The sequence below is a fragment of the Halorarum salinum genome (genome assembly GCF_013402875.1).
Classification (GTDB): domain Archaea; phylum Halobacteriota; class Halobacteria; order Halobacteriales; family Haloferacaceae; genus Halorarum; species Halorarum salinum.
In genome coordinates this window covers 464860-489314 of record NZ_CP058579.1, presented here as the reverse complement: position 1 = coordinate 489314, position 24455 = coordinate 464860, and the positions used below count along the sequence as shown (strand labels likewise).

The 24455-nt window shown below is 70.9% G+C and carries 22 protein-coding genes; 6 read left to right on the top strand and 16 right to left on the bottom strand.

What is annotated here, in order from left to right; all coding sequences use genetic code 11:
- Nucleotides 1-31 precede the first annotated feature (31 nt).
- From HUG12_RS02270 to HUG12_RS02255, 4 genes are all read right to left on the bottom strand, one after another.
- A complete protein-coding gene (locus HUG12_RS02270) occupies nucleotides 32-682 on the bottom strand; it encodes a DUF7827 domain-containing protein (protein WP_179267217.1) in 651 nt (216 codons plus the stop codon).
- A gap of 120 nt (nucleotides 683-802) precedes the next feature.
- Entirely contained in the window at nucleotides 803-1102 is a 300-nt protein-coding gene (locus tag HUG12_RS02265) for a DUF7853 family protein (RefSeq protein ID WP_179267216.1), read from the bottom strand.
- 294 nt (nucleotides 1103-1396) lie between these two features.
- On the bottom strand, nucleotides 1397-2560 hold the full coding sequence (locus tag HUG12_RS02260; protein ID WP_179267215.1) for an acyl-CoA dehydrogenase family protein: 1164 nt from the start codon (nucleotides 2558-2560) through the stop codon (nucleotides 1397-1399).
- A gap of 115 nt (nucleotides 2561-2675) precedes the next feature.
- Nucleotides 2676-3392 carry a type 1 glutamine amidotransferase gene (locus tag HUG12_RS02255; RefSeq protein ID WP_179267214.1) on the bottom strand — a complete coding sequence of 239 codons (717 nt, stop codon included), beginning with the start codon at nucleotides 3390-3392 and terminating at the stop codon, nucleotides 2676-2678.
- Between the two features lie 253 nt (nucleotides 3393-3645).
- On the opposite strand from HUG12_RS02255, the gene HUG12_RS02250 reads away from it, so the two are divergent.
- Nucleotides 3646-6060 (top strand): amino acid permease, encoded by a 2415-nt coding sequence (locus HUG12_RS02250; RefSeq protein WP_246308125.1) that lies wholly within the window; start codon nucleotides 3646-3648, stop codon nucleotides 6058-6060.
- 112 nt (nucleotides 6061-6172) lie between these two features.
- Here the strand turns inward: HUG12_RS02250 and HUG12_RS02245 are convergent, their stop codons facing one another.
- The 3 genes from HUG12_RS02245 to HUG12_RS02235 form a co-directional block, all read right to left on the bottom strand.
- On the bottom strand, nucleotides 6173-6976 hold the full coding sequence (locus tag HUG12_RS02245; protein WP_179267213.1) for an alpha/beta fold hydrolase: 804 nt from the start codon (nucleotides 6974-6976) through the stop codon (nucleotides 6173-6175).
- A 251-nt stretch (nucleotides 6977-7227) separates the two neighbouring features.
- Nucleotides 7228-8454 carry a homoserine O-acetyltransferase MetX gene (metX, locus tag HUG12_RS02240; RefSeq protein ID WP_179267212.1) on the bottom strand — a complete coding sequence of 409 codons (1227 nt, stop codon included), beginning with the start codon at nucleotides 8452-8454 and terminating at the stop codon, nucleotides 7228-7230.
- Nucleotides 8455-9741: an O-acetylhomoserine aminocarboxypropyltransferase/cysteine synthase family protein gene (locus HUG12_RS02235; RefSeq protein WP_179267211.1), complete on the bottom strand. Its 1287-nt coding sequence runs from the start codon at nucleotides 9739-9741 to the stop codon at nucleotides 8455-8457.
- Between the two features lie 109 nt (nucleotides 9742-9850).
- Here HUG12_RS02235 and HUG12_RS02230 point away from each other — a divergent pair, with 109 nt between their 5' ends.
- A complete protein-coding gene (locus tag HUG12_RS02230) occupies nucleotides 9851-10786 on the top strand; it encodes an ABC transporter ATP-binding protein (RefSeq protein ID WP_179267210.1) in 936 nt (311 codons plus the stop codon).
- Nucleotides 10783-11625, top strand: a complete 843-nt coding sequence (locus HUG12_RS02225) for an ABC transporter permease subunit (protein WP_179267209.1) — start codon at nucleotides 10783-10785, stop codon at nucleotides 11623-11625. The genes HUG12_RS02230 and HUG12_RS02225 overlap by 4 nt, the downstream gene beginning before the upstream one ends.
- Before the next feature lie 375 nt (nucleotides 11626-12000).
- Here the strand turns inward: HUG12_RS02225 and ligA are convergent, their stop codons facing one another.
- Nucleotides 12001-14166: an NAD-dependent DNA ligase LigA gene (gene ligA / locus HUG12_RS02220; RefSeq protein ID WP_179267208.1), complete on the bottom strand. Its 2166-nt coding sequence runs from the start codon at nucleotides 14164-14166 to the stop codon at nucleotides 12001-12003.
- 164 nt (nucleotides 14167-14330) lie between these two features.
- On the opposite strand from ligA, the gene HUG12_RS02215 reads away from it, so the two are divergent.
- Nucleotides 14331-15506 carry a pyridoxal-phosphate-dependent aminotransferase family protein gene (locus tag HUG12_RS02215; protein ID WP_179267207.1) on the top strand — a complete coding sequence of 392 codons (1176 nt, stop codon included), beginning with the start codon at nucleotides 14331-14333 and terminating at the stop codon, nucleotides 15504-15506.
- Between the two features lie 40 nt (nucleotides 15507-15546).
- Here the strand turns inward: HUG12_RS02215 and serB are convergent, their stop codons facing one another.
- Nucleotides 15547-16206 (bottom strand): phosphoserine phosphatase SerB, encoded by a 660-nt coding sequence (gene serB, locus HUG12_RS02210; RefSeq protein ID WP_179267206.1) that lies wholly within the window; start codon nucleotides 16204-16206, stop codon nucleotides 15547-15549.
- Between the two features lie 815 nt (nucleotides 16207-17021).
- On the opposite strand from serB, the gene serA reads away from it, so the two are divergent.
- A complete protein-coding gene (gene serA / locus HUG12_RS02205; RefSeq protein ID WP_179267205.1) occupies nucleotides 17022-18608 on the top strand; it encodes a phosphoglycerate dehydrogenase in 1587 nt (528 codons plus the stop codon).
- 55 nt (nucleotides 18609-18663) lie between these two features.
- Here the strand turns inward: serA and HUG12_RS02200 are convergent, their stop codons facing one another.
- From HUG12_RS02200 to HUG12_RS02180, 5 genes are all read right to left on the bottom strand, one after another.
- Nucleotides 18664-19110, bottom strand: a complete 447-nt coding sequence (locus HUG12_RS02200; protein ID WP_179267204.1) for a chemotaxis protein CheW — start codon at nucleotides 19108-19110, stop codon at nucleotides 18664-18666.
- Between the two features lie 6 nt (nucleotides 19111-19116).
- Nucleotides 19117-20058 (bottom strand): methyl-accepting chemotaxis protein, encoded by a 942-nt coding sequence (locus HUG12_RS02195; RefSeq protein WP_179267203.1) that lies wholly within the window; start codon nucleotides 20056-20058, stop codon nucleotides 19117-19119.
- 181 nt (nucleotides 20059-20239) lie between these two features.
- Nucleotides 20240-20515, bottom strand: coding sequence for a hypothetical protein (locus HUG12_RS02190; protein WP_179267202.1), 276 nt, complete (start codon nucleotides 20513-20515; stop codon nucleotides 20240-20242).
- 108 nt (nucleotides 20516-20623) lie between these two features.
- Nucleotides 20624-21883: a threonine synthase gene (thrC, locus tag HUG12_RS02185; RefSeq protein ID WP_179267201.1), complete on the bottom strand. Its 1260-nt coding sequence runs from the start codon at nucleotides 21881-21883 to the stop codon at nucleotides 20624-20626.
- Nucleotides 21884-22026: 143 nt separating this feature from the next.
- The gene (locus tag HUG12_RS02180) at nucleotides 22027-22233 is read right to left on the bottom strand and encodes a hypothetical protein (protein WP_179267200.1); all 207 of its coding nucleotides are present in this window, start codon (nucleotides 22231-22233) and stop codon (nucleotides 22027-22029) included.
- Nucleotides 22234-22420: 187 nt separating this feature from the next.
- On the opposite strand from HUG12_RS02180, the gene HUG12_RS02175 reads away from it, so the two are divergent.
- Nucleotides 22421-23698, top strand: coding sequence for an outer membrane protein assembly factor BamB family protein (locus tag HUG12_RS02175; protein ID WP_179267199.1), 1278 nt, complete (start codon nucleotides 22421-22423; stop codon nucleotides 23696-23698).
- On the opposite strand, the gene HUG12_RS02170 is transcribed toward HUG12_RS02175, so the two are convergent.
- Entirely contained in the window at nucleotides 23689-24087 is a 399-nt protein-coding gene (locus tag HUG12_RS02170) for a helix-turn-helix domain-containing protein (protein WP_179267198.1), read from the bottom strand. The two genes, HUG12_RS02175 and HUG12_RS02170, sit on opposite strands and share 10 nt — an antisense overlap.
- Nucleotides 24088-24214: 127 nt before the next feature.
- Complete coding sequence (locus tag HUG12_RS02165; RefSeq protein WP_179267197.1) at nucleotides 24215-24451, bottom strand: hypothetical protein; 237 nt, start codon at nucleotides 24449-24451, stop codon at nucleotides 24215-24217.
- Nucleotides 24452-24455: the final 4 nt, after the last annotated feature.

Sequence of the window (24455 nt, the reverse complement as noted above, 5' to 3'; positions counted from 1 at the left end):
GGTTCCCGCTCGCGTCGTCCGCTTCGGCGATTCACTCGCCGCCGAGGCGGGAGGCACCGGCGAGCGCGACCACGGGGACGGCCGGCCCGAACAGCGCGAGCAGGAGGTTCGGCGGCCAGGGGAGCCAGTCCGGCCCGTCCGCGGCGGCGGACGTTCCGGTCGAAGCCGGGGCCGTCGTCGCCGTCTCGGTCGGTCCCTCGTCCGACGACGTCGACCCGGCCGAGGCTCCCGTTCGCTCGACGGACGTCACCCGGAGCGTCCCCTCGTCTCGCCCGCCGTTCGGCGGAGCGACCGTCACCGTGTACTCGCCGGGAGGGAGCGCCCCGCCGGCGGGGTCCTCGACCGTCGCGTTCCGAACGGCACCGCCCTCGGCCGAGAGCGCGGCGGTCGCGTTCCCCCTGCCGACCGCCGCCGTGTCGAGGGCGACCGTGACCGAGCCGTCGCGGTCCGAATCGACGACCGTCGCGGCGAGTTCGAACCCGTCCCCGTCGCTCACCGTCAGCGTCGCCCGGTCAACGTCGTGGAACGCGAGCGGCACCTCGACCGTCCCGCCCGATTCGGCCTCGAGCGACCGGTCCTCGAGGAGGACGATGGGGTGGGCCGCCGCGACGCCGACCGCGCCCGCGAGGAGGCAGGCGACCGCGAGCGCAGGGCGAAACGGGCGGGCGGACGGTGGGGACACAGACGGAGGTGGGGCGTCTTCCGGAATAAAATTTCGCGGACGTCGGCGCTCACGCGTTCGGTTCTCCGGATCGGAGGTCGACCCACGGCGTACGGGTGGCCCACCGAGTACGGGGTCGACTCACCCCAGCACGGACTCGGTCGTGCGGAGCGCGGCCCGTCCCGGTGCCCGGTCCCGGGGCGGGGCGTGTGCGAGATACTCCACGAGCGCCTCGCGGACGGCTCTGGCCTCGTCGGGGGTGAACTGCACGGGGGATCGCTCGAGGCGCTCGAGCGCGTCCACCTCGACGGCGTCGCCGTCGGGGTCGCCGTCGCCTGCCGCGTCGGCACGGAGCTGTTCCATCAGCGCGGAGTGGACCACCCACGCCTCCTCCCTCGTCACGTCGAGGAGCGCGGTACGGTCGCGGACTGGGGCCGGCATCTCGACTCGGCGCTCAGCCGGGTACTACTTCATGGGTGCCGACCGTTGCCGTCGTTTCACGGGATGGGACGGTCTTAAACAGTTCCTACCCCCGGACCACGGGTTATTTACCCGAGTTTAGGGCGACATTATAGCTCGAATCGCCGTTCGTTCACCCCGTTTCAGCGCAGCTAACGCCTCGCGGAGGAACGCGGCGAGGCGTTCGGGGCTCGACCGGCGATCGGTTCCGGCCGCGGACCGACGCGCGCCCGAGTCGGGAACGACGGGTCGACGGTCCGGGGAGGACCTCGATCCCTACTCGAAGGCGGCGATGCCGGTCAGGTCCTGCCCGAGGATGAGCGAGTGGATGTCGTGGGTCCCCTCGTAGGTGTACACCGTCTCCATGTTGCTCATGTGGCGCATCGGCGAGTAGTCGGTCGTGATGCCGTTGCCGCCGAGCATCTCGCGGGCGACCCGCGCCTGGTTCCGGGCCATCCGGACGTTGTTGCGCTTCGCCATCGACACGTGCTGGGGGCGCAGCCGGCCGTCCTCCTTCAGGTCCGCGAGGCGGTACGCGAGCAGCTGGGCCAGCGTGATCTGGGTCGCCATCTCGGACAGTTTCTGCTGTTGAATCTGGAAGCGGGCGATGGGGCCGCCGAACTGGTCGCGGTCGAGCTGGTAGTCCCGCGCCGTCTCGAAGCAGTCGCGGGCCGCGCCGATCGCGCCCCAGGCGATGCCGTAGCGGGCCTGCGTGAGACACGACAGCGGACCCTTCATCCCCTCCACGTCGGGGAGGACGTTCTCCTCGGGGACCCGCACGTCCGAGAGGCCGATCTCGCCCGTGACGGAGGCGCGCATCGAGAGCTTCTCGTCGATCTTGTTCGTCGACACGCCGTCGCGGTCGGTCTCGACGAGGAACCCCCGGATCGGCGAGTCGTCGGCCGACGTGTCCCGCGCCCAGACGACCGCCACGTCCGCGATGGGGGAGTTGGTGATCCACGTCTTCGAGCCGTTGAGGACGTAGCCGTCGGCGTCCCGCTCCGCGCGGGTCTCCATGCCGGCGGGGTTCGAGCCGTGGTCCGGTTCGGTCAGGCCGAAGCAGCCGACCGCCTCGCCCCGCCCGAGCGCCGGGAGCCACTCCTCCTTCTGGGCCTCGCTGCCGAACGCGTGGATGGGGTACATGACGAGCGCGCCCTGGACGGAGGCCATCGACCGCAGCCCGGAGTCGCACGCCTCCAGTTCCTGCATCAGCAGGCCGTACGCGTGCTCGGAGACGTTCGGCGAGCCATACCCCTCCAGGTTCGGCGCGTAGAAGCCGAGTTCGCCCATCTCGGGGATGAGTTCGGTCGGGAAGGTGCCGTTCTCGTAGTGGTCGGCGATCTCGGGCTGGACCTCCTCGGCCACGAACTCCCGTGCCGTGTCGCGGATCAGTTTCTCCTCGGCCGAGAGGTCCTCCTCCAGGTCGACGTAATCGAGCATACTCGGGAGTCGGAACCCCGAACCAAAAGCCAATCGCAACCGTCACCACGCCCCGAACGACGAACCGGTCAGCGGGCTGATTCGTCGAGGGGCGCTCCGACGCTCGCGCCGTCGATCACGCCTCGACGTCCGCACCGGCCGCCCGTTCCTCGCGGACCCGACGAGCGTACGAGGTGAAGTTGTCGAAGAGCGTCTTCGCCTCGCAGGCGGCATCGTAGTTCTCCGGCGTGATGCCGGCCAGCACGGCGTCGACCTTCGCGTCGCCGATGCGCTCGCGCTTCCCCTCGGTCACCTCGCGTGCGGTGTCCGTGTCGTACTCGGGGTGGAACTGGACGCCCCAGGCGTTCCCCTTCCGGAACGCGTGGACGCCGAACTCGTTCTCGGCGACGAGCTTCGCGCCCGGCGGGAGGTCCACGACGGCGTCGCCGTGGGTCGTGAACGCGGTGAACTCCCCGTCGATGCCCTCGAACAGGTCGTCGTTCCCGAGGTGTTCGATCCGGCTGTAGCCGATCTCGAACTCGTCCATCCCGGCGACGCGACCGCCGAGCGCATCCGCGAGCACCTGGTGGCCGTAACAGACTCCCAGGATCGGGAGGCCGCGCTCGGCGGCCTCGGCGGTCCACTCGACGAGCGGGGGGATCCACTCCTCGTCCCAGTACACCGACGAGCGTGACCCCGTGATGACGACCCCGTCCCAGTCGAAGTGGTCGGGGAGGTGGCCGGCGTTGGCGTCGAACTCGGCGAGGTCGGCGTCGAGTTCGCGCCGGAAGTTCCGCGTCGTGTTCGCGTCCGCGTGGGCCGCGTTCAGCAGGGCGAACCGCAGTCGTGTCATTGGCGGAGGTGGGCGCGCCGACGGGAAGTGCCTTGCGCCGCGGGCAGGTGACGCCGTGGTCGGGGGAGCTGCTTCGTCGAGACCCGTGGCGCGTGGGAGGGTTACCACCTCCCCGCTGCAGCCGGGTGAGTTGCCAAGCGGCGTGCCACAGGGGTGACGTGGAGTAGCCGACTTCGGGAGCCAGCGACCGCTACGACCTTCCGGGCGCTCCCTCCGAACGCTTACGGTGGTTGCGGCCGGGATATTTGGAGGTATGAGCGATGACGCGCCCGCGAACGCCGGCGAGGGCGATCGTTCCGAGGGGATCGAGACCGAACTCTCCCGGGACATGAGCCTCTTCGACATCACCTTCATCGGGGTCGGCGCGATGATCGGCGCGGGCGTGTTCGCGCTCACCGGGTTCGCCGCCGGCATCGCCGGCCCCGCCCTCGTCCTCGCGTTCGCGTTGAACGGGTTCGTCGCGCTGTTCACCGCCGTGTCGTACGCCGAACTCGGCGCCGCGTTCCCGGAGGCGGGTGGGGGGTACCTCTGGGTGAAGGAGGCGCTCGTCGACCCCAACGGGTTCTACGCGGGGTGGATGAGCTGGTTCGCCCACGCCGTCGCCTGCTCGCTATACGCCGTCACCTTCGGGGCCTTCCTCCTGGAATTCATCATCTACGGGACGGCGCTCGGCCACGACTTCCTCCTGTGGGGATTCGTCACTCCGGGCATGGCCGACAGGGCACTGGCCGTCCTGATGGTCGGCGCGTTCGCCTACATCAACTACCAAGGTGCCGAGGAGACGGGGAAGGCCGGGATCGTCGTCACCGCGATCAAGGTGATCCTCCTCGGCGTGTTCGTCGTCTTCGGGATCATGGCCACGCTCTCGACGCCGACGTGGCCCCGGAAGTTCCTCTCGAACCCCGGGTTCATGCCCAACGGCGTCGTCGGGATCATCGGGGCGATGGGGTTCACGTACATCGCCTTCGAGGGCTACGAGATCATCGTCCAGTCCGGCGAGGAGGTCGTCGAACCGGGGACGAACGTCCCGAGGGCCGTCTTCTACTCGCTCGCGATCGTCGTCCCGATATACGTTCTGGTCGCCTTCGCCGCCATCGGCGGCATCGACGTGACGAGCGGCGCGATCGAACTCGCGCGGCCGTTCCCCGGCCCCGCCCCCGAGTACACGTGGCAGCTCCTCGGGGAGATGGGTGAACTGGGGATCATTCGGGCCGCCGGCCAGTTCGTCCCCTACGGCGTCCCGCTCCTGCTGATCGCGGGGCTGACGGCGACGATGAGCGCCCTCAACGCCACGATCTACTCGTCCTCCAGGGTCTCGTTCGCCATGGGTCGGGACCGTGCGCTCCCGGGGTTCTTCGACAACGTTCACCCGGAGAAGCGGACGCCTCACTGGGCGATCCTGCTGTCGGCGATCCTCATCGCGGCGATGGCCGTCATCCTCCCGATCGAAGCGGTCGCGGCCTCGGCCGACATCATGTTCATCCTCCTCTTCGTCCAGGTGAACTGGACGCTCATCCGGATGCGGCAGACGCACCCGGACCTCCCACGGACCTACGAGGTCCCGTACATGCCGTGGCCCCCGCTGATCGGCATCGGGCTCCAGTTGCTCCTGACGCCGTTCCTGATCCGCGCGCTCGGGCTGGAAGCGATCGGCATCGGAACGGGCAACCACGGGTTGGTCGCCCTCGGTACGACGGCGATCTGGATGACGATCGGCCTCCTGATCTACTACGGGTACTCCCGGCGGAAGGAGGCGGAGAAACTCGAGCGGGAGTCGCCGGCGATCGTTGCCGAGCAGGCCTCCGGCCAGCACGACTATCGGATTCTCGTCCCGCTCGCCAACCCCGAGTCGGCCGACCAACTCATCCGGACGGCCATCGACCTCGCACGCGAGAACGACGGGGAGATCGTCGTGATGAGCGTCGTGACGGTTCCCCAGCAGACGCCGCTCTCGGAGGGTCGTCGGTTCGTCGAGGACGAGCGGGAGGTCCTCGACCGCGCGATGGAGATCGGCGAGGAGGCGAACGTCCCCATCGGGGGGACGATCCGCATCGGCCACGACGTGGCGCAGGCGATCCTCAACACGATCGAACACGGCGACGTGGACGCCGTCCTGCTCGGGTGGCGCGGGCGCTCCCGCCGCCAGGACTTCGTCTTCGGGAGCAACGTCGACGAGGTCATCACGAAGGCGCGGTGTGACGTCCTGGTGGAACGGATCGGTCCACGCCCGGGTTCCGTGGAGGAGATCCTGCTCCCGATCGCCGGCGGGCCACACGCGAAGTTCGCCGCGGAGGTGGCTCGGGCGATCGGACGGGCGACGAACGCCCACGTCCACGTCATCAACGTCGTCGCTCCGGACGCCTCGAACGCTGACCGAACCGAGGCCCGGGAGAAACTCGCCGCGATCCGGTCGACGTTCGACGCCGATGCCAACGTCGACGAGTCCGTGATCGAGGGTCGAGCAGTCGCCGACACGATCGTCGAGATGTCGAGCGAGTACGACGTCACGCTCGTCGGCGCGACCCGTGAAGGCCTGTTCCAGCAACTGCTGTTCGGAGCGATCCCGGAGGAGATCGGGCAGCGGGCGGAGAACACCGTGATCATGGTCAAGCGGAGCACCGGGATCAGGTCCAGGATGAAACGCTGGTTCAAACGGCGCAACAGGTGAGCGGACCGCGTCGCGGGTTTCGGTCGTGGGTGGGGCTGGGTGATCCGGGTCGTACCCGAGGGAGGTTTCCCGAACGGGAGCGGTCGACCCGTCCGGGTAATCCCCGCCCGAGTCAGGGCGACATCTCCCCGAGGAACGCCAGAATCCGGTCGTTCACCGGCTTCGAGCGTTCGACGTTCGCGAGGTGGCCGGCGCCCTCGACGGCCTCGAACGTGCCGCGTGGGAGTCCCTCGGCCAGTTCCTCGCCACGCACCGGGGGGGTGATCCGATCCTCGCTCCCGTGTAGGACGAGCGTCTCGTTCGTCACCTCGTACAGGCGGTCCGAGAGGTCGAACGCGTCGAGCGCCGCCCGCGTGGCGTCCCACGCCTCCGGCCCGGCGTCCTCGGCGGCGCGCCACTCGGCGATGCGGGAGAGGACGTCGGGGTGGGAGTCGACGAACTCGCGGGAGAAGGCGGCCTCCAGCGTCCGTTCGATCGCGGCGAAGTCCGTGAGGTCGACCCGGAGAGGGTCGGGGTTCAGGCCGTCCCCGGAGGCGCCGGCACCGACGAGCACGAGTCTCCGGATTCGTTCGGACCGCAGCGCCGCGGTCAGCGCGACCATCCCGCCGAGGCCGACGCCGACGAGGTGGGTCGAGCGGACGCCCGCGTCCGAGAGGACGGTCTCGAGGTCCGCGGCGAGGTCCGCCATCGAGCAGGGACCGGGCGGCGCGTCGGAGTCGTCGGTCCCGCGGGTCGCCGGCACGACCGTCTCGTAGGGGCCGGCGAGCGCCGCGTGCTGCCAGCCCCACTGCCAGGGTCCGAAGCCGAGTTCGCCGCAGAAGGCGACGGTTCCCACGGCGTCGTCTCCCTCGGCCGCGTACCCCTCGCCGTGGGTCTCGTAGTAGAGCCTGACGTCGCCGTCGGTCGCGTGTGGCACCGGATCGGCGTTCGGGACGCATCGGTTTGTAATCGACGGCTCCGAGTTCGGCGGCTCCCACGCACCGCGGTAGGTGTCGACGGCGTCGCTCCGGCGGACGAGCACCCGAGGGTTCAAACCGGATACCGCGGCCAGACCTCCCGTGACGTGACCGACGCCGCCGGCGGTCGAGCGGTCGCGCGGCTCACCCGCCGGCGGAGCGACAGAGCCGCCTGTCAGCCCCCGAATCAACGGCCGGATGTCCCGACCGATCACCCCGGGAACAGGCTCGCGTGGACCGGTGCGCGTCGCTCCCGGCTCCCGTCCCCGCCGTCGGGCGCCGTCCCCTCGTCGCGGACCGCCCGGCCCTCGACGCCGTCCGCGAGGAAGTCCCGGAGCGGCGGCCCCACCGACTCCGGTTCGACGAGGAACGCGTCGTGGCCGTGGTCCGACTCGACGACGTGGTGGGCCACGGGCGCCCCGCCCGACTCGAACGCGGCCGCCAGCGACCGCGACTGCTCGACGGTGAAGTGCCAGTCGGCCGTGAACGACAGCAGCAGCGCCTCGCCCTCGAAGGCGGCCAGCGCGTCGGCGTCCGAGCCGTACTCCGACGCGAGGTCGTAGTCGTCCATCGCCCGGGTGAGGTAGAGGTAGCTGTTCGCGTCGAACCGGTCGGTGAACGACCGCGCGTTGTAGTCCAGGTACGATTCCACCTCCCGGTACGGGAAGAACGCCCCCGCAGGGTCCTCCGGGAAGTCGTCCCGGCGCCCGTCCCGACCGGCGGCGCGGCGGCCGAACTTCCGCTCCATCGACCCCTTCGAGAGGTACATCACGTGCCCGAGTTGGCGGGCGAGCGCCAGCCCGTCGTCGGGGTCGGGTCCGTCGCCGTAGTAGTCGCCGCCGTTCCAGTTCGGGTCCGTCGTGATGGACCGGCGAGCGACGGCGTCGATGGCGAGACACTGCGCGTCGAGCCGCGCGGCCGTCGCGACCGGGACGACGCGGCGCACGTCGTCGGGGAACTGCTTCGCCCAGTCGAGGGCGTTCATCCCGCCGACGCTGCCGCCGACGACCGCGTGGAGGCGTCCGACGCCCAGTTCGTCGAGCAGCCGCCGCTGTGCGCGCGTCCAGTCGCCGACCGTGACCGGCGGGAAGTCGGTCCCCCACGGCTCGCCGTCGTCGCGCTCGCTCGCCGGCCCCGTGGAGCCGTAACAGGATCCGGGGACGTTCACGCAGACGACGTAGTACTCCGTCGTGTCGACCGCCTTCCCCGGCCCGACGACGTCGTTCCACCAGGCGCGGGCCTGGCCGGCCGTGGAGGTCCCCTCACCATCCTCGCGCCACCCCGAGTCGGTCACGTGGTGGCTCCCGGTGAGCGCGTGACAGACGAGCACCGCGTTCGAGCCGTCGAACTCGCCGTACGTCTCGTAGGCGAGTTCCAGATCCTCGATCGTCTCGCCGCAGGCGAACCGGAACTCGCCGACCGGTGCGGTCTCCGCCACTCAGACCACCTCCGCGATGGCCCGATCGAGGTCCGCGATCAGGTCTTCGGGGTCCTCGATGCCGACCGACAGCCGGAGGAGATCCGGGTTCACGCCGGCCGCGCGCTGTTCGTCCTCGCCGAGCTGTGCGTGGGTCGTGCTCGCCGGGTGGATGAGGAGGCTCCGGGCGTCGCCGACGTTCGCGAGAAAGGAGATCAGCTCGACTTCCTCGCAGAGTCGCCTGCCCGCCTCGAAGCCGCCCTCGAGGCCGAAGACGACCATCCCGCCGAAGTCGTCGAGGTAGCGCGCGGCGTTCTCGTGGGTCGGGTGCTCCTCGAAGCCGGGGTACGTGACCCACGCGACGTCCGGGTGGTCCCGGAGGTGTTCGGCGACCGCGCGTGCGTTCGCGCAGTGTCGTTCCATCCGCAACGGGAGCGTCGCGAGCCCCTGGAGCGTCTGCCAGGCGTCGAAGGGGGACTGGCAGTTGCCGAGCGTGCGCACCGCGCGGTGGCGGACGACCTGCGCGAACGCCCGCTCGCCGAACCGCTCCGCGAAGTCGACGCCGAAGGCCGGGTTCTCCCCGGAGAGCTCCTCGTAGTCGGCGTCGGGGTGATCCCACGGGAAGGCCCCGCCGTCGACGAGCACGCCGCCGACGGTCGTCCCGGAGCCGTGGATCCACTTCGTGGTCGAGTTCCAGACGACGTCGGCGCCGTGTTCGATCGGGTTGCAGAGGGCGGGCGTGCCGAACGTGTTGTCCACGACGAGCGGGACCGCGTGTTCGCGGGCGATCTCGGCGACCCGCTCGAAGTCCGGCGTGACGAGCGACGGGTTCGCGACGGTCTCGACGTGGACGAACGCGGTGTCGTCGTCGACGGCGTCGGCGTACGCCGCCACGTCGGTCGTCGGCACCGTCCGGAGGTCGACGCCGCGTCGCGAGCCCATGTGCGTGAAGTACGTGCTCGTGCCGCCGTACATGTCGCTGCTGGCGACGACGTTGTCCCCTCCACGGGCGAGCACGCTCGTCGCGGCGTCGATGGCGGCCATCCCGGAGGCGGTGGCGACCGCGTCGACCCCGCCCTCGAGGCTCGCGAGCCGCTTCTCGAGCACCCGGGTCGTCGGGTTCGAGATGCGGGTGTACACGTCGCCCTCCCGGTCCAGCGCGTACAGGTCCGCGGCCGTCTCGGCGTCGGCGAACTCGTACGACGTCGTCTGGTGGATGGGCGGTGCCCGCGCGCCCGTCCCCGGATCGCCGGCCCAGCCGGCGTGGAGCGCGCGGGTGCGGGCGCCGCGTCCGTCCTCGTCGGTCATGTGCTATGAGCATAATTCTGTATAGGGATATGCACGTCAGTTACGGCAAGTGGTGCCGGCTGACGGCCGTCCCAAAACCCTTTATTGTGAACCGCGGGTAGCGAGGCCCATGCCAGCCATCGAGCTGCGCGGGGTCACGAAGCGGTACGGCGACGTCACGGCCGTCCGCGACCTCGATCTCACCGTCGAGGAGGGGACCGTCTTCGGCTTCCTGGGCCCCAACGGCGCCGGCAAGTCGACGACCATCAACATGCTGCTGGACTTCGTCCGGCCGACCGACGGGAGCGTGCGGGTGCTCTCGCGGGACGCCCAGGCGGAGTCGGTCGCGGTTCGTCGGCGGACCGGCGTGCTCCCGGAGGGTTACGACGTGTACGATCGGCTCACGGGCCGCAAGCACGTCGAGTTCGCCATGCGCTCGAAGGGCGTCGAGGGCGACCCGGACGCGATGCTCGAGCGCGTCGGCATCGCCGACGCGGCCGGCCGGAAGGCCGGCGGCTACTCGAAGGGGATGCAACAGCGGCTCGCGCTCGGGATGGCGCTCGTGGGCGACCCTGACCTGCTCGTCCTCGACGAGCCGTCCTCGGGGCTCGACCCCGCGGGCGCCAAGGAGATGCGCGACATCGTCCGCGAGGAGGCCGGCCGGGGCGCGACGGTGTTCTTCTCGAGCCACGTGCTCGGGCAGGTCGAGGCGGTGTGTGACCGCGTCGGCATCCTCCGCGAGGGTGAACTCGTCGCGGAGGACAGCATCGCCGGCCTGCGCGACGCGGTCGGCGGCGAGGAACAGCTCGTCGTCACCGTCGACGCGGCGAGCGAGGACGACGTCGAGGCGGTCCGCGCGCTCCCGGGCGTCTCCTCGGCCAGCACGGACGGCGGCACCGTCACCGTCACCTGCGACAGCGACGCGAAGACGAGGGTCATCGGCGCGCTGGAGGAGGAGGGCGTCACGGTGAAGGACTTCTCCACCGAGGAGGCCTCCCTCGAGGATCTGTTCCTCCACTACGCGGAGGGCGAGGACGTGGCCACGACCGAGGAGGTGCGGGCATGAGCCTGGAGGCCGTCGCGCGCAAGGACTTCGAGGACGCGGTGCGCTCGCGCTGGCTGCTGGCGCTGTCGGCGTTCTTCGTCCTGCTGGTCTCGGCGGTCGCCTACATCGTCCGGCCGGCCGGCGGCGGGACGTTCTCCTCGAACGCGATGCTGGGGCTCGTGAACGGTTCGCTCGTCACGACGCTCGTCCCGCTCATCGCGCTCGTCATCGCCTACGGCGCGGTCGTGGGCGAGCGAGAGTCGGGGTCACTGAAGCTGTTGCTCTCGCTCCCCCACTCCCGGGCCGAGGTCGTCTTCGGCAAGGTGGTCGGCCGGACCGGCGCGATGGCGGTCCCCGTCGTCGTCGGGTTCCTGCTGCCCGCGTTCGTGCTCGCGATCGGGCCGCTCCAGTTCGACGTCGGCTCGTACGTCGGCTACACGCTGCTGGTCGTCTTCCTCGCGGCCGTCTTCGTCGCCATCGCGGTCGGCTTCTCGGCGGCGGTGCCGTCCCAGCGGCTCGCGGTCGCGGGTGCCGTCGCGGTGTACTTCGTGTTCGTCCCGCTGTGGCAGATCCTCCAGCTCCCCCTGCAGTTCTTCCTGATGGGCGGGACGCCCGGCTGGCTCCCGCTCACCGGGAACGAGGTGCTGCGGCTGGTGCGGCTCCTCAACCCGACGGGCTCGTTCAAGATCATCTCCGGGGAGTACCTCGCCGGGACGCTGCTGGCGGCCGGCGAGGTCGGACCCGAGGCGGCCGGCCAGTGGGCGACGAACATGGAGATCGCCGCCATCGCGATGCTGGTCGCGTGGCTGCTGGTGCCGCCGCTGCTGGGGCTGTGGCGATTCGAACTGGCCGACCTCTGAGCGGTTTCGGGCGAGTCTTCGGGTTCTAGCGTCGGAAACTGCAAGTCACGAGGGTACGATCAGAAGGCCCCGCAGCGATCGACTTCCAGGTCGGTCAGTCGTCGCGGAGCAGTCCCGGAGAGCCCCCGCGGTCGTCGAGTCGGTGCGGCCGCTGTGCTCCTCGGTCGCTCGCATTGCTCGCTCCACTGCGGTGCTCGTCCCTCGCGCGCGTGTGCTCGCTTCGCGGGACTCGTGGTTCGAGAGACGCCTGTGGCGTCTCTCGTCATCACGAAAATCTTCGATTTTCGAACGACTGCGCTCGACCCGCGTGCTCTCGTTCGCTTCACTCACGAGAACCCCACGAGGGGGCTCGCGTCGCGCGCGCCGGCAGGGAAGTTACCTCTCGTCGTTCGGCGGCCAGTCGAGGCCGCGTTCCCGTAGCAACTCCGCGAACCCCTCCTCGTCGACGACCGGCACGTCGTTCGCCTCCGCGTCGGCGCGCTTGCTCGCGCCGGGATCCTCGCCGACGACGAGGTAGTCCGTGTTGCCCGACACGCTCCCCGTCGCGTTCCCGCCGTGGCGCCCGACGAGTTCCTCGGCCTCGCTCCGCGGCCGGGTGAGCGCGCCGGTGAACACGAACGTCAGGCCGTCGAGTTCGTCCGCGTCGCCGGCCGGCGTCTCCGCCTCCTGCGGGCTCACGAACCGGAGGAGTTCGTCGATGACGGCGGCGTTCTCCTCGTTCGTGAAGAACTCCCGGACGATGCGGGCGACCGTCCCCCCGACGTCCTCGACCTCGGCGAGTTCCGACTCGTCGGCGGTCCGGACCGCCTCGAGGGTGCCGAAGTGGCGCGCGAGGTTCCGGGCGGTCGCGCCGCCGACCTCGGGGACGCCGAGCGCCGCGAGGAACTCCGCGAGCGGGGGCTCGCGCGCGGCCTCGACCTCGGCGATCAGGTTGTCCGCGCTCGTCTCGCCCCAGCCCTCCAGACCCGCGAGTTCCTCCCGGCGGTCCGGCAGGCGGTAGAGGTCGGGGAGCGACTCGACCAGCCCGGCCTCCCTGAGCTGTTCGACCGACTCCTCGCCGAGCCCCTCGATGTCCAGTCCGCCCCGGCTGGCGTAGTGCTCGATGGCCCGCTCGAGCTGCGCGCCGCAGGTCAGCCCGCCGGTGCAGAACGCCAGCGGGCCGTCCCGCTCCACCTCGCTCCCGCAGACGGGGCAGGCGTCCGGGAACGGGTAGGGCTCCCCGCTCCGGGACTCGACGACCTCCGCGACCTGCGGGATGACGTCGCCCGCGCGCTTCACCCGGACCACGTCGCCGACGTTCACGCCGAGCCGTTCGATCTCGCCGGGGTTGTGCAGCGTCGCGCGCGAGACGGTGACCCCGCCCACGTCCACCGGGTCAAGCAGCGCGACGGGGGTGAGCCGCCCCGTCCGGCCGACCTGGACGACGACGTCCTCGACGGTCGTCACCTCCGCGCGGGCGGGGAACTTGTAGGCGAACGCCCACCGGTACGAGCGCGCGGTGGTTCCGAGTCGCTCGCACTGCTCCACGTCGTTCACCTTGATGACCGTCCCGTCGATCTCGTAGTTCAGGTCCTCCCGCTCCTCCAGCAGCCGGTTCCGGTAGTCGATGGCGTCCTCGACGTCTCCGACGAGTTCGACCCGGTCGTTCGTCTTCAGCCCGAAGTCGTCGAGGATCGAGAGCTCCTCCCACTGGGTCGCGGGCGAGTCGCGGCCGCCGTCCTCCCACCCGAGCACGTCGTAGCAGAAGCAGTCCAGCGGCCGGGCCGCGACCGCGTTGACGTCGAGCTGTCGGAGGGTGCCGGCGGCGGCGTTCCGCGGGTTCGCGAACGGCTCCTCGCCGCGCTCGACGCGCTCGCGGTTGTGCTCCTGGAAGGCGTCCCGCGGGATGTACACCTCGCCGCGGACCGCGAGGAACTCGGGCGGGTCGCCGCCGAGGCGGTCCGGGATCGAGCGGATGGTCCGGACCTGCTCGGTCACGTCGTCGCCCTCGCGGCCGTCGCCCCGCGTCGCGGCGCGGGCGTACCGGCCGTCGTCGTAGACGAGTTCCACCGAGAGCCCGTCGAACTTCGGCTCGCAGGTGTACTCGACGTCGCCAGCCCCGGCGGCGGGTTCGGCGTCGCCTCGGCCGCCGACCTCCCTCCGGACCCGCGCGTCGAACTCGCGGACGTCGGCCTCCTCCACGGACTGGTCGATGGAGAGCATCGGCACGACGTGCTCGACGGTCTCCAGTTCGTCCAGCGTCGTCCCGCCGACCGACTGGGTGGGCGAGCCGTCGACGTCCAGGCCGAACGCCTCCTCCAGTTCCACGAGGCGCTCGAACAGCCTGTCGTACGTTCGGTCGGCTATCAGCGGCTCGTTCTCGGCGTAGTAACGGTGGTCGTGCTCGCGGACGGCCGCGCGAAGCAGCGCCGCCTGCTCCTCGGCCTCCTCGCGGGCGAGCGAGTCGGCGGGCGGGAAGTCCGTGTCCGGGTCGAGCAGGTAGGGGTTGTCCGGTTCGGCGAAGCGGAGGTCCTCGGCGTCGAGCCCGGGGGCGTCGGTCATCGACCGGGTGTCGGAGCGCCGGGCCGTAAAACCAGGCGACTCGGCGTGGAGACGGCGGACGAACCGGGCCGTGGAGAGTCCCCACGGACGGCCCTCACCGGACCGAGGAGGCGAGGCTTGCACCCCCCGCGAGGCTTATCCCCCACGCGACGGAACCCGAGGTCATGACCGACGACGACTTCCTGCTGCTCAACCCCGGGCCGGTGCCGGTCCGCGAGGAGGTGCTGGCGGCGATGGGCGAACCGATGGTGTCGCACCGCTCGGCCGACTTCGAAGCGGTCTACGAACGCGCACAGGACGGGCTGGACTACGTGTTCGAGTGCTCGACCCCGGACGGCGAGTCCACCTCGGCCGGCGGGACCAGCATCGTCCTCAACGGGACGGCGACGATGGGAATGGAGGCCGCGGTCGCCAACCTCGTCGGCGACGGCGACGAGGTCGTCTCGCTCGTCAACGGCAAGTTCGGCCGGCGCTTCGCCCGCATCGCCGAGCGGTACACCGACGAGGTCGTTCGGGTGGACGCCGACTGGGGCGAGTCGATCGACGTCGCCGACGTCGAGGCCGCCGTCTCCGACGACACGGCGCTCGTCACGACGGTCCACAACGAGACCTCGACGGGGCTGGTGAACCCCACCGAGGCGGTCGGCGAGGTCGCGGCCGAGCACGACGCCCGGTTCGTCGTCGACGGCGTCACCTGCATCGGCGGCGCCGAGTTCCGGGTCGACGACTGGAACGTCGACGTCGCGCTCACGGACGCCCAGAAGGCCATCGAGACGCCGCCGGGCATCTCCGCGATGTACCTGGCCGACGGCGTCGAGGAGCACCTCGACGGCGAGTCGGCGCCGTTCTACGAGGACCTCGACTGGCACCTGCGGAAGGCCGGCCAGCACCAGACGCCGTTCACCTCGGCGGTCCCGCTGTTCCGCGCGCTCGCGGTCGCCGTCGAGGGCATCGAGTCGGAGACGATGCCGACCCGCATCGAGCGCCACCGCCGCCAGGCCGCCGCGTTCCGCGAGGGCTTCGTCGGCATGGGGCTGGACCTGTTCTCGAACCCCGATGGCGAGTCGGAACTGTCGAACACGGTGACCGCGATCGCGCTGCCGGAGTCCATCCGGGGCGACGCCGACGACTTCTTCGACGCCGTCGCCGAGCGCAACGTCTCCATCTCGGGCGGGCAGGCCCACCTCGGCGGGGAGATATTCCGCGTCTCGAACATGGGGTCGCTGTCGGACGAGCAGATCCTCCGCGGGGTCCGGACCGTCGGCGAGGCGATGGGCGACGCCGGCGTCGACGTGGACCTCGAGGCGGGCCTCGACGCCGCGGAAGCGGAACTGGAGTAGCGCCGAAGCGCGGCGGCACTCGGTCGGGAGCTGTCGTTTTCTACCGCTCGTTCCGCACGTCGGGGACCAGCAGCCCCTCGTCCTCCAGCAGATCCGAGAGTTCCGCCATCGACCCGACGACGAGGTCGCAGGCCGGTTCGACGGCCGGCTTCGGCTCGTAGCCGATCGCCAGCCCGGCGACCTCCAGCATCGGGAGGTCGTTCGCCCCGTCGCCGACCGCGACGGTCCGGTCGAGGGGGACGTCCCGCTCGTCGGCCAGCCGCTCCAGCTGTTCGTCCTTGGTGCCCTCGATGAGCGGCCCCTCCACGGTGCCCGTGAGCCGACCGCCCGAGACCGGGAGCCGGTTGGCGACGATCTCGTCCACCTCGACCCCCTCGCGTTCGAGCGCCCGCTCGACGCCGCGCTCGAACCCGCCGGTCAGGACTGCGACGTGGTGGCCTCGCTCGCGGAGGCGCTCGATCACGTCGGCCGCGTCGGGCCGCAGGCTGACCTCGCCGTACGCATCCTCCGCGAGTCCCTCGTCGAGCCCCTCCAGGAGGCCCGCGCGCTTCCGGAGGCTCTCGGCGTAGCTGATCTCGTCGTTCATCGCCCGCTCCGTGATCTCCGCCATCTCCCCGGCGACTCCCTCCCGATCGCCCAGCAGAACCGTCATCTCGGAGTCCGAGAGCGTCCCGTCGAAGTCGAACGCGACGACGTGCATACCCGTGGGTCGGCCGTCCGCGGCTTGAACCCCGTGGTCCTGGCCATTCTTCGCCGCGGTGGTTCGGGGGTCGGCTGGCGACGTCCGGGGGTTCAGCTGCGCGACTGGACCACGCTGGCGACGACCGCGAAAGCCCCCGCGGCCCCGTTCAGTCCCGCCCGCCGGACGGTCGGCCGAGCGTCGCACCCGGTCAGCCGGTGTGACGCACGCTGGCGGTTGGGGCGCGTGACGCGAGCGCCCCTGTGGCGCGAGCACACGCGTGCGAGGGATGAGCGAGCCGGCGCGCCCTCGTGAGCGACGAAGGAGCGAACGAGAGCACGCGGGTCGAGCGCGGTCGTACGAAAATCGAAGATTTTCGTGATGACGAGAGACGCCAAAAGCGTCACTCGAACCACGAGTCCCGCGAAGCGCCCAGCGATGGAATCGGCTGGGGAGGCTCACGCGAGCGAGGGTGAGTTCCGAGGTGCTCGCTCCGAGGTAACTGGTGGACGCCAGTGGGCAAGCAGTCGTGGTCCGCTCGGCGTCGCGGTTATCGTTGTCTGCTCAGTAACGTGGAAAATCGCGGTCCACTCGATGCCACGAAAACGGCGATCCGATCGATGCGACGGAACCCGGAACGAGCGACGAAACGAGACGCCTCCACCAAAACACCGAAATCCCACGAAACACCCGCCCGAACCGCGAAAATTTCCACCTGAAACGAAGGGGTTGGAGCCCCGGCACCGTCCGCCCGAACCGCCACGATACCCACGAGGCGGCGGGCGAGTTCCGCCGTCGTGGAAAGGCTTACCCACGCGCCGCGGCTCCCTCGGGACATGAAGGTACTCGTCACGGACCCGGTGGACGACGCCGGGATCGAGTTACTGGGGGAAGCGGGCCACGAGGTCGAGACGGGCTACGACCTCGAAGGCGGGGCGTTGCTGGATGCCGTCGCGGACGCGAACGCGCTCGTCGTGCGCTCGGGCACTGACGTGAGCCGGGAGCTGTTCGAGGCGGCGCCCGACCTCGTCATCGTCGCGCGGGCCGGCGTCGGCGTCGACAACATCGACATCGACGCGGCGACCGACCACGGCGTCATCGTCGCCAACGCCCCGCAGGGGAACATCCGCGCAGCCGCGGAACACACCGTCGCGATGGCGTTCGCCGTCGCCCGCTCCATCCCGCAGGCGCACACCCGCCTCAAGGACGGCGAGTGGGCGAAGGGCGACTACCTCGGCCGGGAGCTGAACAACAGGACGCTCGGCATCGTCGGCCTCGGCCGCGTCGGCCAGGAGGTCGCAAAGCGGCTCGACTCGGTCGGCATGGACCTGCTCGTCTTCGACCCGTACATCTCTGAGGAGCGCGCCGAGCAGTTCGGCGCCGAACTCGTCGAGGACCTCCACGACTGTCTCGAACGGGCCGACTTCGCGACCGTCCACACGCCGCTGCTGCCCGAGACGGAGGGGATGATCGGCGCCGAGGAACTGGAGGCGCTCGGCGACGGCTACCTCGTCAACGTCGCCCGCGGCGGCCTCGTGGACGAGGCCGCGCTCGCGGAGGCTGTCGAGAACGGCCCGCTCGCGGGCGCCGCGCTCGACGTGTTCGCCGAGGAGCCGCTCCCCGACGACTCCCCGCTGCTCGACGTCGACGACGTCATCGTCACCCCCCATCTCGGCGCCTCCACCGAGGCCGCCCAGGAGAACGTCGCCATCGACGCCGCGCGGCAGGTGCTCGCCGCCTTCGCGGAGGAGCCGGTGACGAGCGCGCTGAACGCCCCTTCGATGGACGAGTCGGCGTTCCCCCGCGTGAAGCCGTACATCGACGTCGCCGAGACCGCCGGGCGCATCGCCGCCCAGCTGCTCGGCGAGCGCATCTCGTCCGTCGAGGTCCACTACGAGGGGGAGATCGCCGACGAGGAGGTCGACCTCGTCACCGCATCGGCGCTGAAGGGCGTGTTCTCACAGCTCGAGTACGAGGTGAACGCCGTCAACGCCCCCCAGCTCGCCGAGGACCGCGGCATCGAGGTGACCGAGAGCAAGACCCGCCAGACGGAGGACTTCCAGAGCGTCGTCTCCGTCACCGTCGAGGACGGCGACGACTCGATGTCGGTCGACGGGACGCTGTTCGCGGGCGAGGACCCCCGCATCGTCCGCATCGACGGCTACCGCGTCGACGCGAGGCCGTACGGACACATGCTCGTCGCGCGCAACCGCGACGAACCGGGCGTCATCGGGCTCGTCGGCACCGTGCTCGGCGAGGCCGGAGTGAACATCGCGGGAATGTTCAACGCCCGCGAGACCATCGGCGGCGAGGCGCTCACCGTCTACAACCTCGACGGGCCGGTCCCCGCGGAGACGCTCGACCGACTGCTCGGGGACGACCGCATCACCGAGGCGACGACGATCACCCTCGACGGGACGTAGCCCCGCCGTCGGTCCGAGCGCCGATTCCCGAGATCGACCCGCGTGAGGCCCGGACTCAGTTCACCCGACCCGGGTCGACCCAGACGGTGAACCCGTCCTCGCCCTTCAGCACGCCCCGGACCGGCCCGTCGGCGACGGACGTGTCCACCGCGTCCTCGCCGATGCTCACCATGCGGTTCACTTCGTCCACGAGCCACCCCGTCGCCTCCGTTCCGGTTCCGTCGTCCCCCGAGAGCACGACGACGTACTCGACGCCGTCGCCGTTCGCGGCGGACGCGCGTGACCCGCCCGCGCCGAAGGCGACCCCGGGGTCGAGGACGGACGTGGTCCGTCCGCGAAGGTCCATCACGCCGAGCACCGACCGGTCCGCGTTCGGGAGCGGCGTGAGCGCCCCGTCCATCCGGACGACCTCCTCGACGCCCTCCAGTCCGATGCAGTACTCCTCGCCGCCGACGGAGAACTCGAGCACCTCGAGTTCGGTCGCGACGCCGGATTCGCTCATGGGCGGCTAGGGTCGCTCGTCGGCCAGCACGTCCTCGGCGACGTCGTCGATGGCGTCGACGTGTTCGCCGGCGTTCCGGATGGCGTCCGACTGCTCGCGCACCGCGGCGTCGATCTCGCGGGCCTCCGTGAGGATCCGGTCCGCGTTCTCGGCCGTCTGGTCCACCATCGCGGAGATCTCCTCGGCGCTCGCGGCCTGCTGGTCGGTCGCGGTGGCGACCTGGGTGACGCCGACGTCGAGTTCGTCGACGGAGTCGGAGATGTCCTCGAGATTCTCCATTGCATTATCGACTTCCTTGATTCCGTCTTCGACCCGCTCGTCGCTCTCGTCGAGCGCGTCGACCGCCGAGGACGTGTCGGACTTGATGCCGTCGAGCGTCGACTCGACGTCGGCGGCGCGCTGCTGGGACTCCTCCGCGAGCGACTTGATCTCCTCGGCGACCACCGAGAATCCGGCGCCGGCCTCGCCCGCCCGAGCGGCCTCGATGCTCGCGTTCAACGCGAGCAGGTTCGTCTGGTCGGCGATGCCGTTGATGACGTCGATGATGACGTCGATCTCGTCGACGCCGTCGTCGATCTTCCGGACGCGCTCGGAGACGGTGGTCGAGGCGTGTCGGACCTCGTCCATCGCGTCGATGACGTTCCTGGCCGACTGGCGGCCCTCGCTGGCGAGGTCGCTGACCTCCTGGCTCTCGGCCGCGACCTCCTCGGCCGAGGAGGCGACCTCCTCGACGGCGGCGCTCATGTCCGTGACCTCCGAGCGAACCTCGCCCATCCCCTCGCTCTGTTCGCGGCCGAGGTCCACGATCGCGTCGGTCCTGCCGGCGATCTCCTCGGAGGCCCCCTGGAGCTCCGCGAGCGCGTCGGACACCCCGTCCTCGACGTCGTCCAGTTCTTCCTCTACGGCCGATTCAACCGTCCGCCCGTCGTTCGTGGTGTGTGATGACACAACCGGCGGCGACGACCCGTTCCAATATTACCGTTCCCTCCCGATTACACGTTCAAATAGCTCCAGCCGTATTTTACTCGGACGTACGTGGATCGCTAGAGGCGTTGCGCCCCCGCCACACGTCGAGCGGGCCGGTCCGTTCCCGGCGAACTCCCGTCGACGGTCAGCGGTCGGCGGTCGATCATCGGTCGAACGGCCACGGGAGCCGACGGATCACGCGGGCCGACCGATTCTCCGTGGCCGACCGCTCGGAGCCACCCCCGTCCCCGCAGTTCGCGTCCGCGAGCAGCGCCTCGTACCGGGCGATGAGGTGCTCCCGCTCCCGTTCCTTCACGACGAGCTGCTGGCGAAGCCGCGCGTTCTCCCGTCTGAGCCGAACGACTTCGGGCGCGTCGTCGCCGCCGTAGACTAGCCCCGGAACCCGGGCGTCGCTCCCGCCGTCTGGCTCTGCGGACATGGCCACAAGTAGGACCCGACGGGCCAAAAACCTCCGTCGGACGGCCGTGTCACGCGCGGGTGACGGTCGCCGTTTCGGGTCGTTCGCCGCCGACGCTCCTCCTCGACGTCACTCCAGCAGCGCGCGCACCGCGTCGACGTCGTTCGCCACGGGTTCGGGGTCGTCGCCGGCGGCGAAGGCGGCGTCGGGGTCCTTCAGCAGGTGGCCGGTCGTGAGGCAGGCCACGTCCTCGTCTGCGTCGACGACGCCGCGCTCGCGGAGTTTGCGGAGCCCGGCGACCGAGGCGGCCGAGGCCGGTTCGACGCCGACGCCCTCGCCGGCGAGCGCGCGCTGGGCGTCCGTGATCTGCTCGTCGCTCACGGCGACGGCGGTGCCGCCCGTCTCGCGGATGCCGGGGAGCGCCTTCGGCGCGTTCACCGGGTTGCCGATGCGGATGGCGGTCGCGATCGTCTCGACCTCCTCCCAGCGGCGGACCTCGTCGGCGCCCGACTCGACGGCCTCGACCATCGGCGCGGCGCCCTCGGCCTGGACGCCCGTGAGCGCCGGCACCTCGTCGGGTCCGAGTTCGTCCGCGGCAACGAGTTCGCGGAACGCCTTGAACAGCGCCGCCGTGTTGCCCGCGTTGCCGACGGGGAGGACGATCCGGTCGGGGTAGGTGCCGTAGTCGGCCCGGAACCCCTCGAGGATCTCGAAGCCGATCGTCTTCTGGCCCTCCAGCCGGAACGGGTTGAGCGAGTTGAGGAGGTAGACGTCGCCGTCGGTCGCGAGTTCCTGGACGATGTCGAGGCAGGCGTCGAAGTTGCCGTCGACCTCCAGGATCCGGGCGTCGTGGAGGCTGGCCTGCGCGATCTTGCCGGCCGCGACCTTGCCCGACGGGAGGAGCACGAGCGTCTCCATGCCGGCGCGGGCGCCGTAGGCTGCCAGCGCCGCGGAGGTGTTGCCCGTGGAGGCACACGCCAGCCTGTCGACGCCGAGTTCGCGGGCGACGCGGACGCCGACGGTCATCCCGCGGTCCTTGAACGACCCCGTGGGGTTCATCCCCTCGTGCTTGATCCGGAGGCGGTTCACGCCGACCGACTCGCGGAGGCGGGGGACCTCGTGGAGCGGGGTGTTCCCCTCCGGTAGCGAGACGCCCTCGGAGAAGGGAAGCGCCGCGGCGTACCGCCAGACGCCCTCCCCCGAGAAGTCGTCGAACGTGGGAAGGTCGTCGTAGCGCGCCTCCAGCAACCCGCCGCAGTCGTCGCAGGTGTACCGGATGGCGTCGAACGGCGCGAACGTCGCGCCGCAGGCGATGCACTCCAGCCAGGTGCCGTCGTCGGCTTCGGGCGGGGCCGACCGCGCGGGTTCGTCGAGGACGAGGTCGCTCATTGCCGGGACGTGGACCTCGGCGACCAAAAGTCGGCGGATTGTGGCGGGTAGTGCCGAGCGGCGCTTGGAGGCCGCGAGGCTCGGGAGTGCCGGGCGATGCTGGGAAGCCAGTGAGTCGGGCGCGTCCCGCCCGCACGGAGCGGTCAGCGGCCGCGGTCGTCAGATGAGACGGCGTCCTCGACGGCCCGGACGACCGGTTCCACGCGTTCGTCGGGGTCGAGCGCCAGGAACGCCCCCTCGTCGTCGTACTCGACGAGCGACCGGAGCGTTCCCTCGACCTCCGCCTCGACGGCGGCGCGGACCTCGTCGGCGTCGAGCGCGACGACCGAGGACGCGTCGGAGACCGACACCGGCGGGGGTGGGCGACGGACACGAAAACCCTTCCCGATTCGTCGACCTCGAGCGCGCTGAAACGTGCCGGAACGCGACCGACGGGGACGACGTGTCGAACGGGAACCGAACCCGCGCCGCCCGCCGTCGAACGCCGCCGCGTCGAACCACCGAAGGCTTATGGCCGGTCCCGCGGACCCCGCGGACGTGTCAGCCCCGTTCGCCCCTCCCTCCGCCGGACTTCCCCGAAGCGACGGGGACGCCGATGCAAGTCGCCGCCCGCGCCACGTCGGCCGGCGAAGCCTCCTCGCCGGCATCGGCACGGTCGGCCTCCCGACGCTCGCGGGGTGTAGCGCGGTCGACGAGGCCGTCGACGGCGAGCGCAGGCGGTTCCCCGAGGGCGACTGGCCGATGGTCGGACGGGACGCCCGGAACTCCTCGTCGTTCCCCGACGCGCGGGCGCCCCGGTCGGTCGAGAAACGGTGGGAGGCGCCGATCGGCACCTGGCCGTTCACCGGTCCCGTCTCGGCGGACGGACTCGTACTCCTGCCCGCCGACGGGCGCCTCCACGCGTTCTCGACGCGAACCGGCGAGGAGGAGTGGGTCGCGGACCTCCCCCACGACGTCGGCGGGACGCCCGCGATAAGCGGGGACGGCCTCGTCTGCGTCTCGACCCGCGAGCGAACCGGCGACGGGGACGGGGCGTTCCTCCACGGCTACGGTCTGCAGGACGGCCGGCGCCTCTGGAGCCGGCGCCTCGGGCCGGGGCGGCCGTACGCCGTCCGGGTCGACGACGGGACGGCGTTCGTCCGCACCTCGACCGCCTGCGTCGCCGCGGACGTCGCCGACGGCGAACCGCTGTGGCGAACCGACGGGTTCGACCCGATCGAGTACGACGAGTACAACCTCGACGGTGTCTACGCGATCGAGGCGGCCCCGACGGTCGCCGACGGTCGGGTGTACGTCCCGGCGCGGAACGCCCTCGTCGCGCTCGGCCGGGAGGGGGGCGCCGAACGCTGGCGGGTCGACGTTCCCTACTGCTACGCCTCGCCGTCCGTCGGCCCGGACGGAACGGTGTACGCGCGTGGCCACGCGGAGGGAGTCGCCGCCGTCACGCCGGACGGGTCGGTGATCTGGCGGGTCGACGACGGCGGCGTCGGCGCGCCCGCCGTGACCGACGACGCCGTGTTCCTCGCGTACGCCGACCTCGTCGAGGTCGGGCGCGGGGAGGGGGCGGAGCGCTGGCGATACGACCTCCGGGCGGACTTCGTCGGGGCGACGCCGGTCGCCTTCTCGGACGTGGTCGTCGGCATGGGCGTTCGTCCCGGGGCGGTCCGCCGCCGGTCGCGACCGTTCGGTCTCCTCGGCCGCGGACGTCGGTGGACGCTCCCCGACTCCGCTGCGGACGTCGTCTCGCCGTGCGTCGCCGACGGACGCCTGTTCGTCGTCGACTCGATCCGGGGGCGACTGCTCGCTTACGGCTGAGACCGCTCCGGGTCGCGTCCCGGATCGCCGAACTCCTCGATGCGACCGTGAACCGTCTCGGCCCACTCGTCGAGCGCGGCGTGGAGCATCCCCTTGGCCTCCTCGAGCGGGGTCGCGGTGTACTGGTAGACGTAGCCGCCGGGGTCGAGCAGGCGGCGCTCGCGCTCGGCGAGGTTCTTCTCCAGCAGCGTCGTCAGCGAGCGGTTCACGTTCGAGCGGTCCCGGTCGAGCACCTCCGCGAGCTCCTCCACGGTGCTGCCCGGGTGCTCGCGGAGGACGAGGTAGGTGCGGCTCTCGTGCTCCTGAATGCCGAAGACGCACGCCATCACGTGCTGGAACGTCGGCTCCTCGGCGTTCACGAGGTCCTCCATGTCGGGTGCGTCGCTCATCCGTTCGACGCTACGGGGGAGCGGGGTTAAACCCCGTCGATGGGGCCGAGCTTGCCGTCCGTCCGCCGTCCCTCGGTCGGGGGTCCTCCGCCCACTCGCGGCCGTACGGTCCACCCTCGCCCTGCGGTCACTTCTCGCGGGCATAGCCCATCTTCTCGATGCAGGCGCGCATCTCCGCCTCCTCGGCGTGCTTGTGCAGCCGCGTGGGCGTGTCGCAGTAGAACGTCTTCCCGTCGTGCCGGAGCGTCAGTTCGCGCTCCTCCCCGAACAGGTCGGCGGTGACGACGACGCGCCGGCCCCCCCGCATCGCGTCGATGATCTCGTCGGCCGTCAACTCGCCGGCCTCGATGCGAAGCGGGTCCATCGGC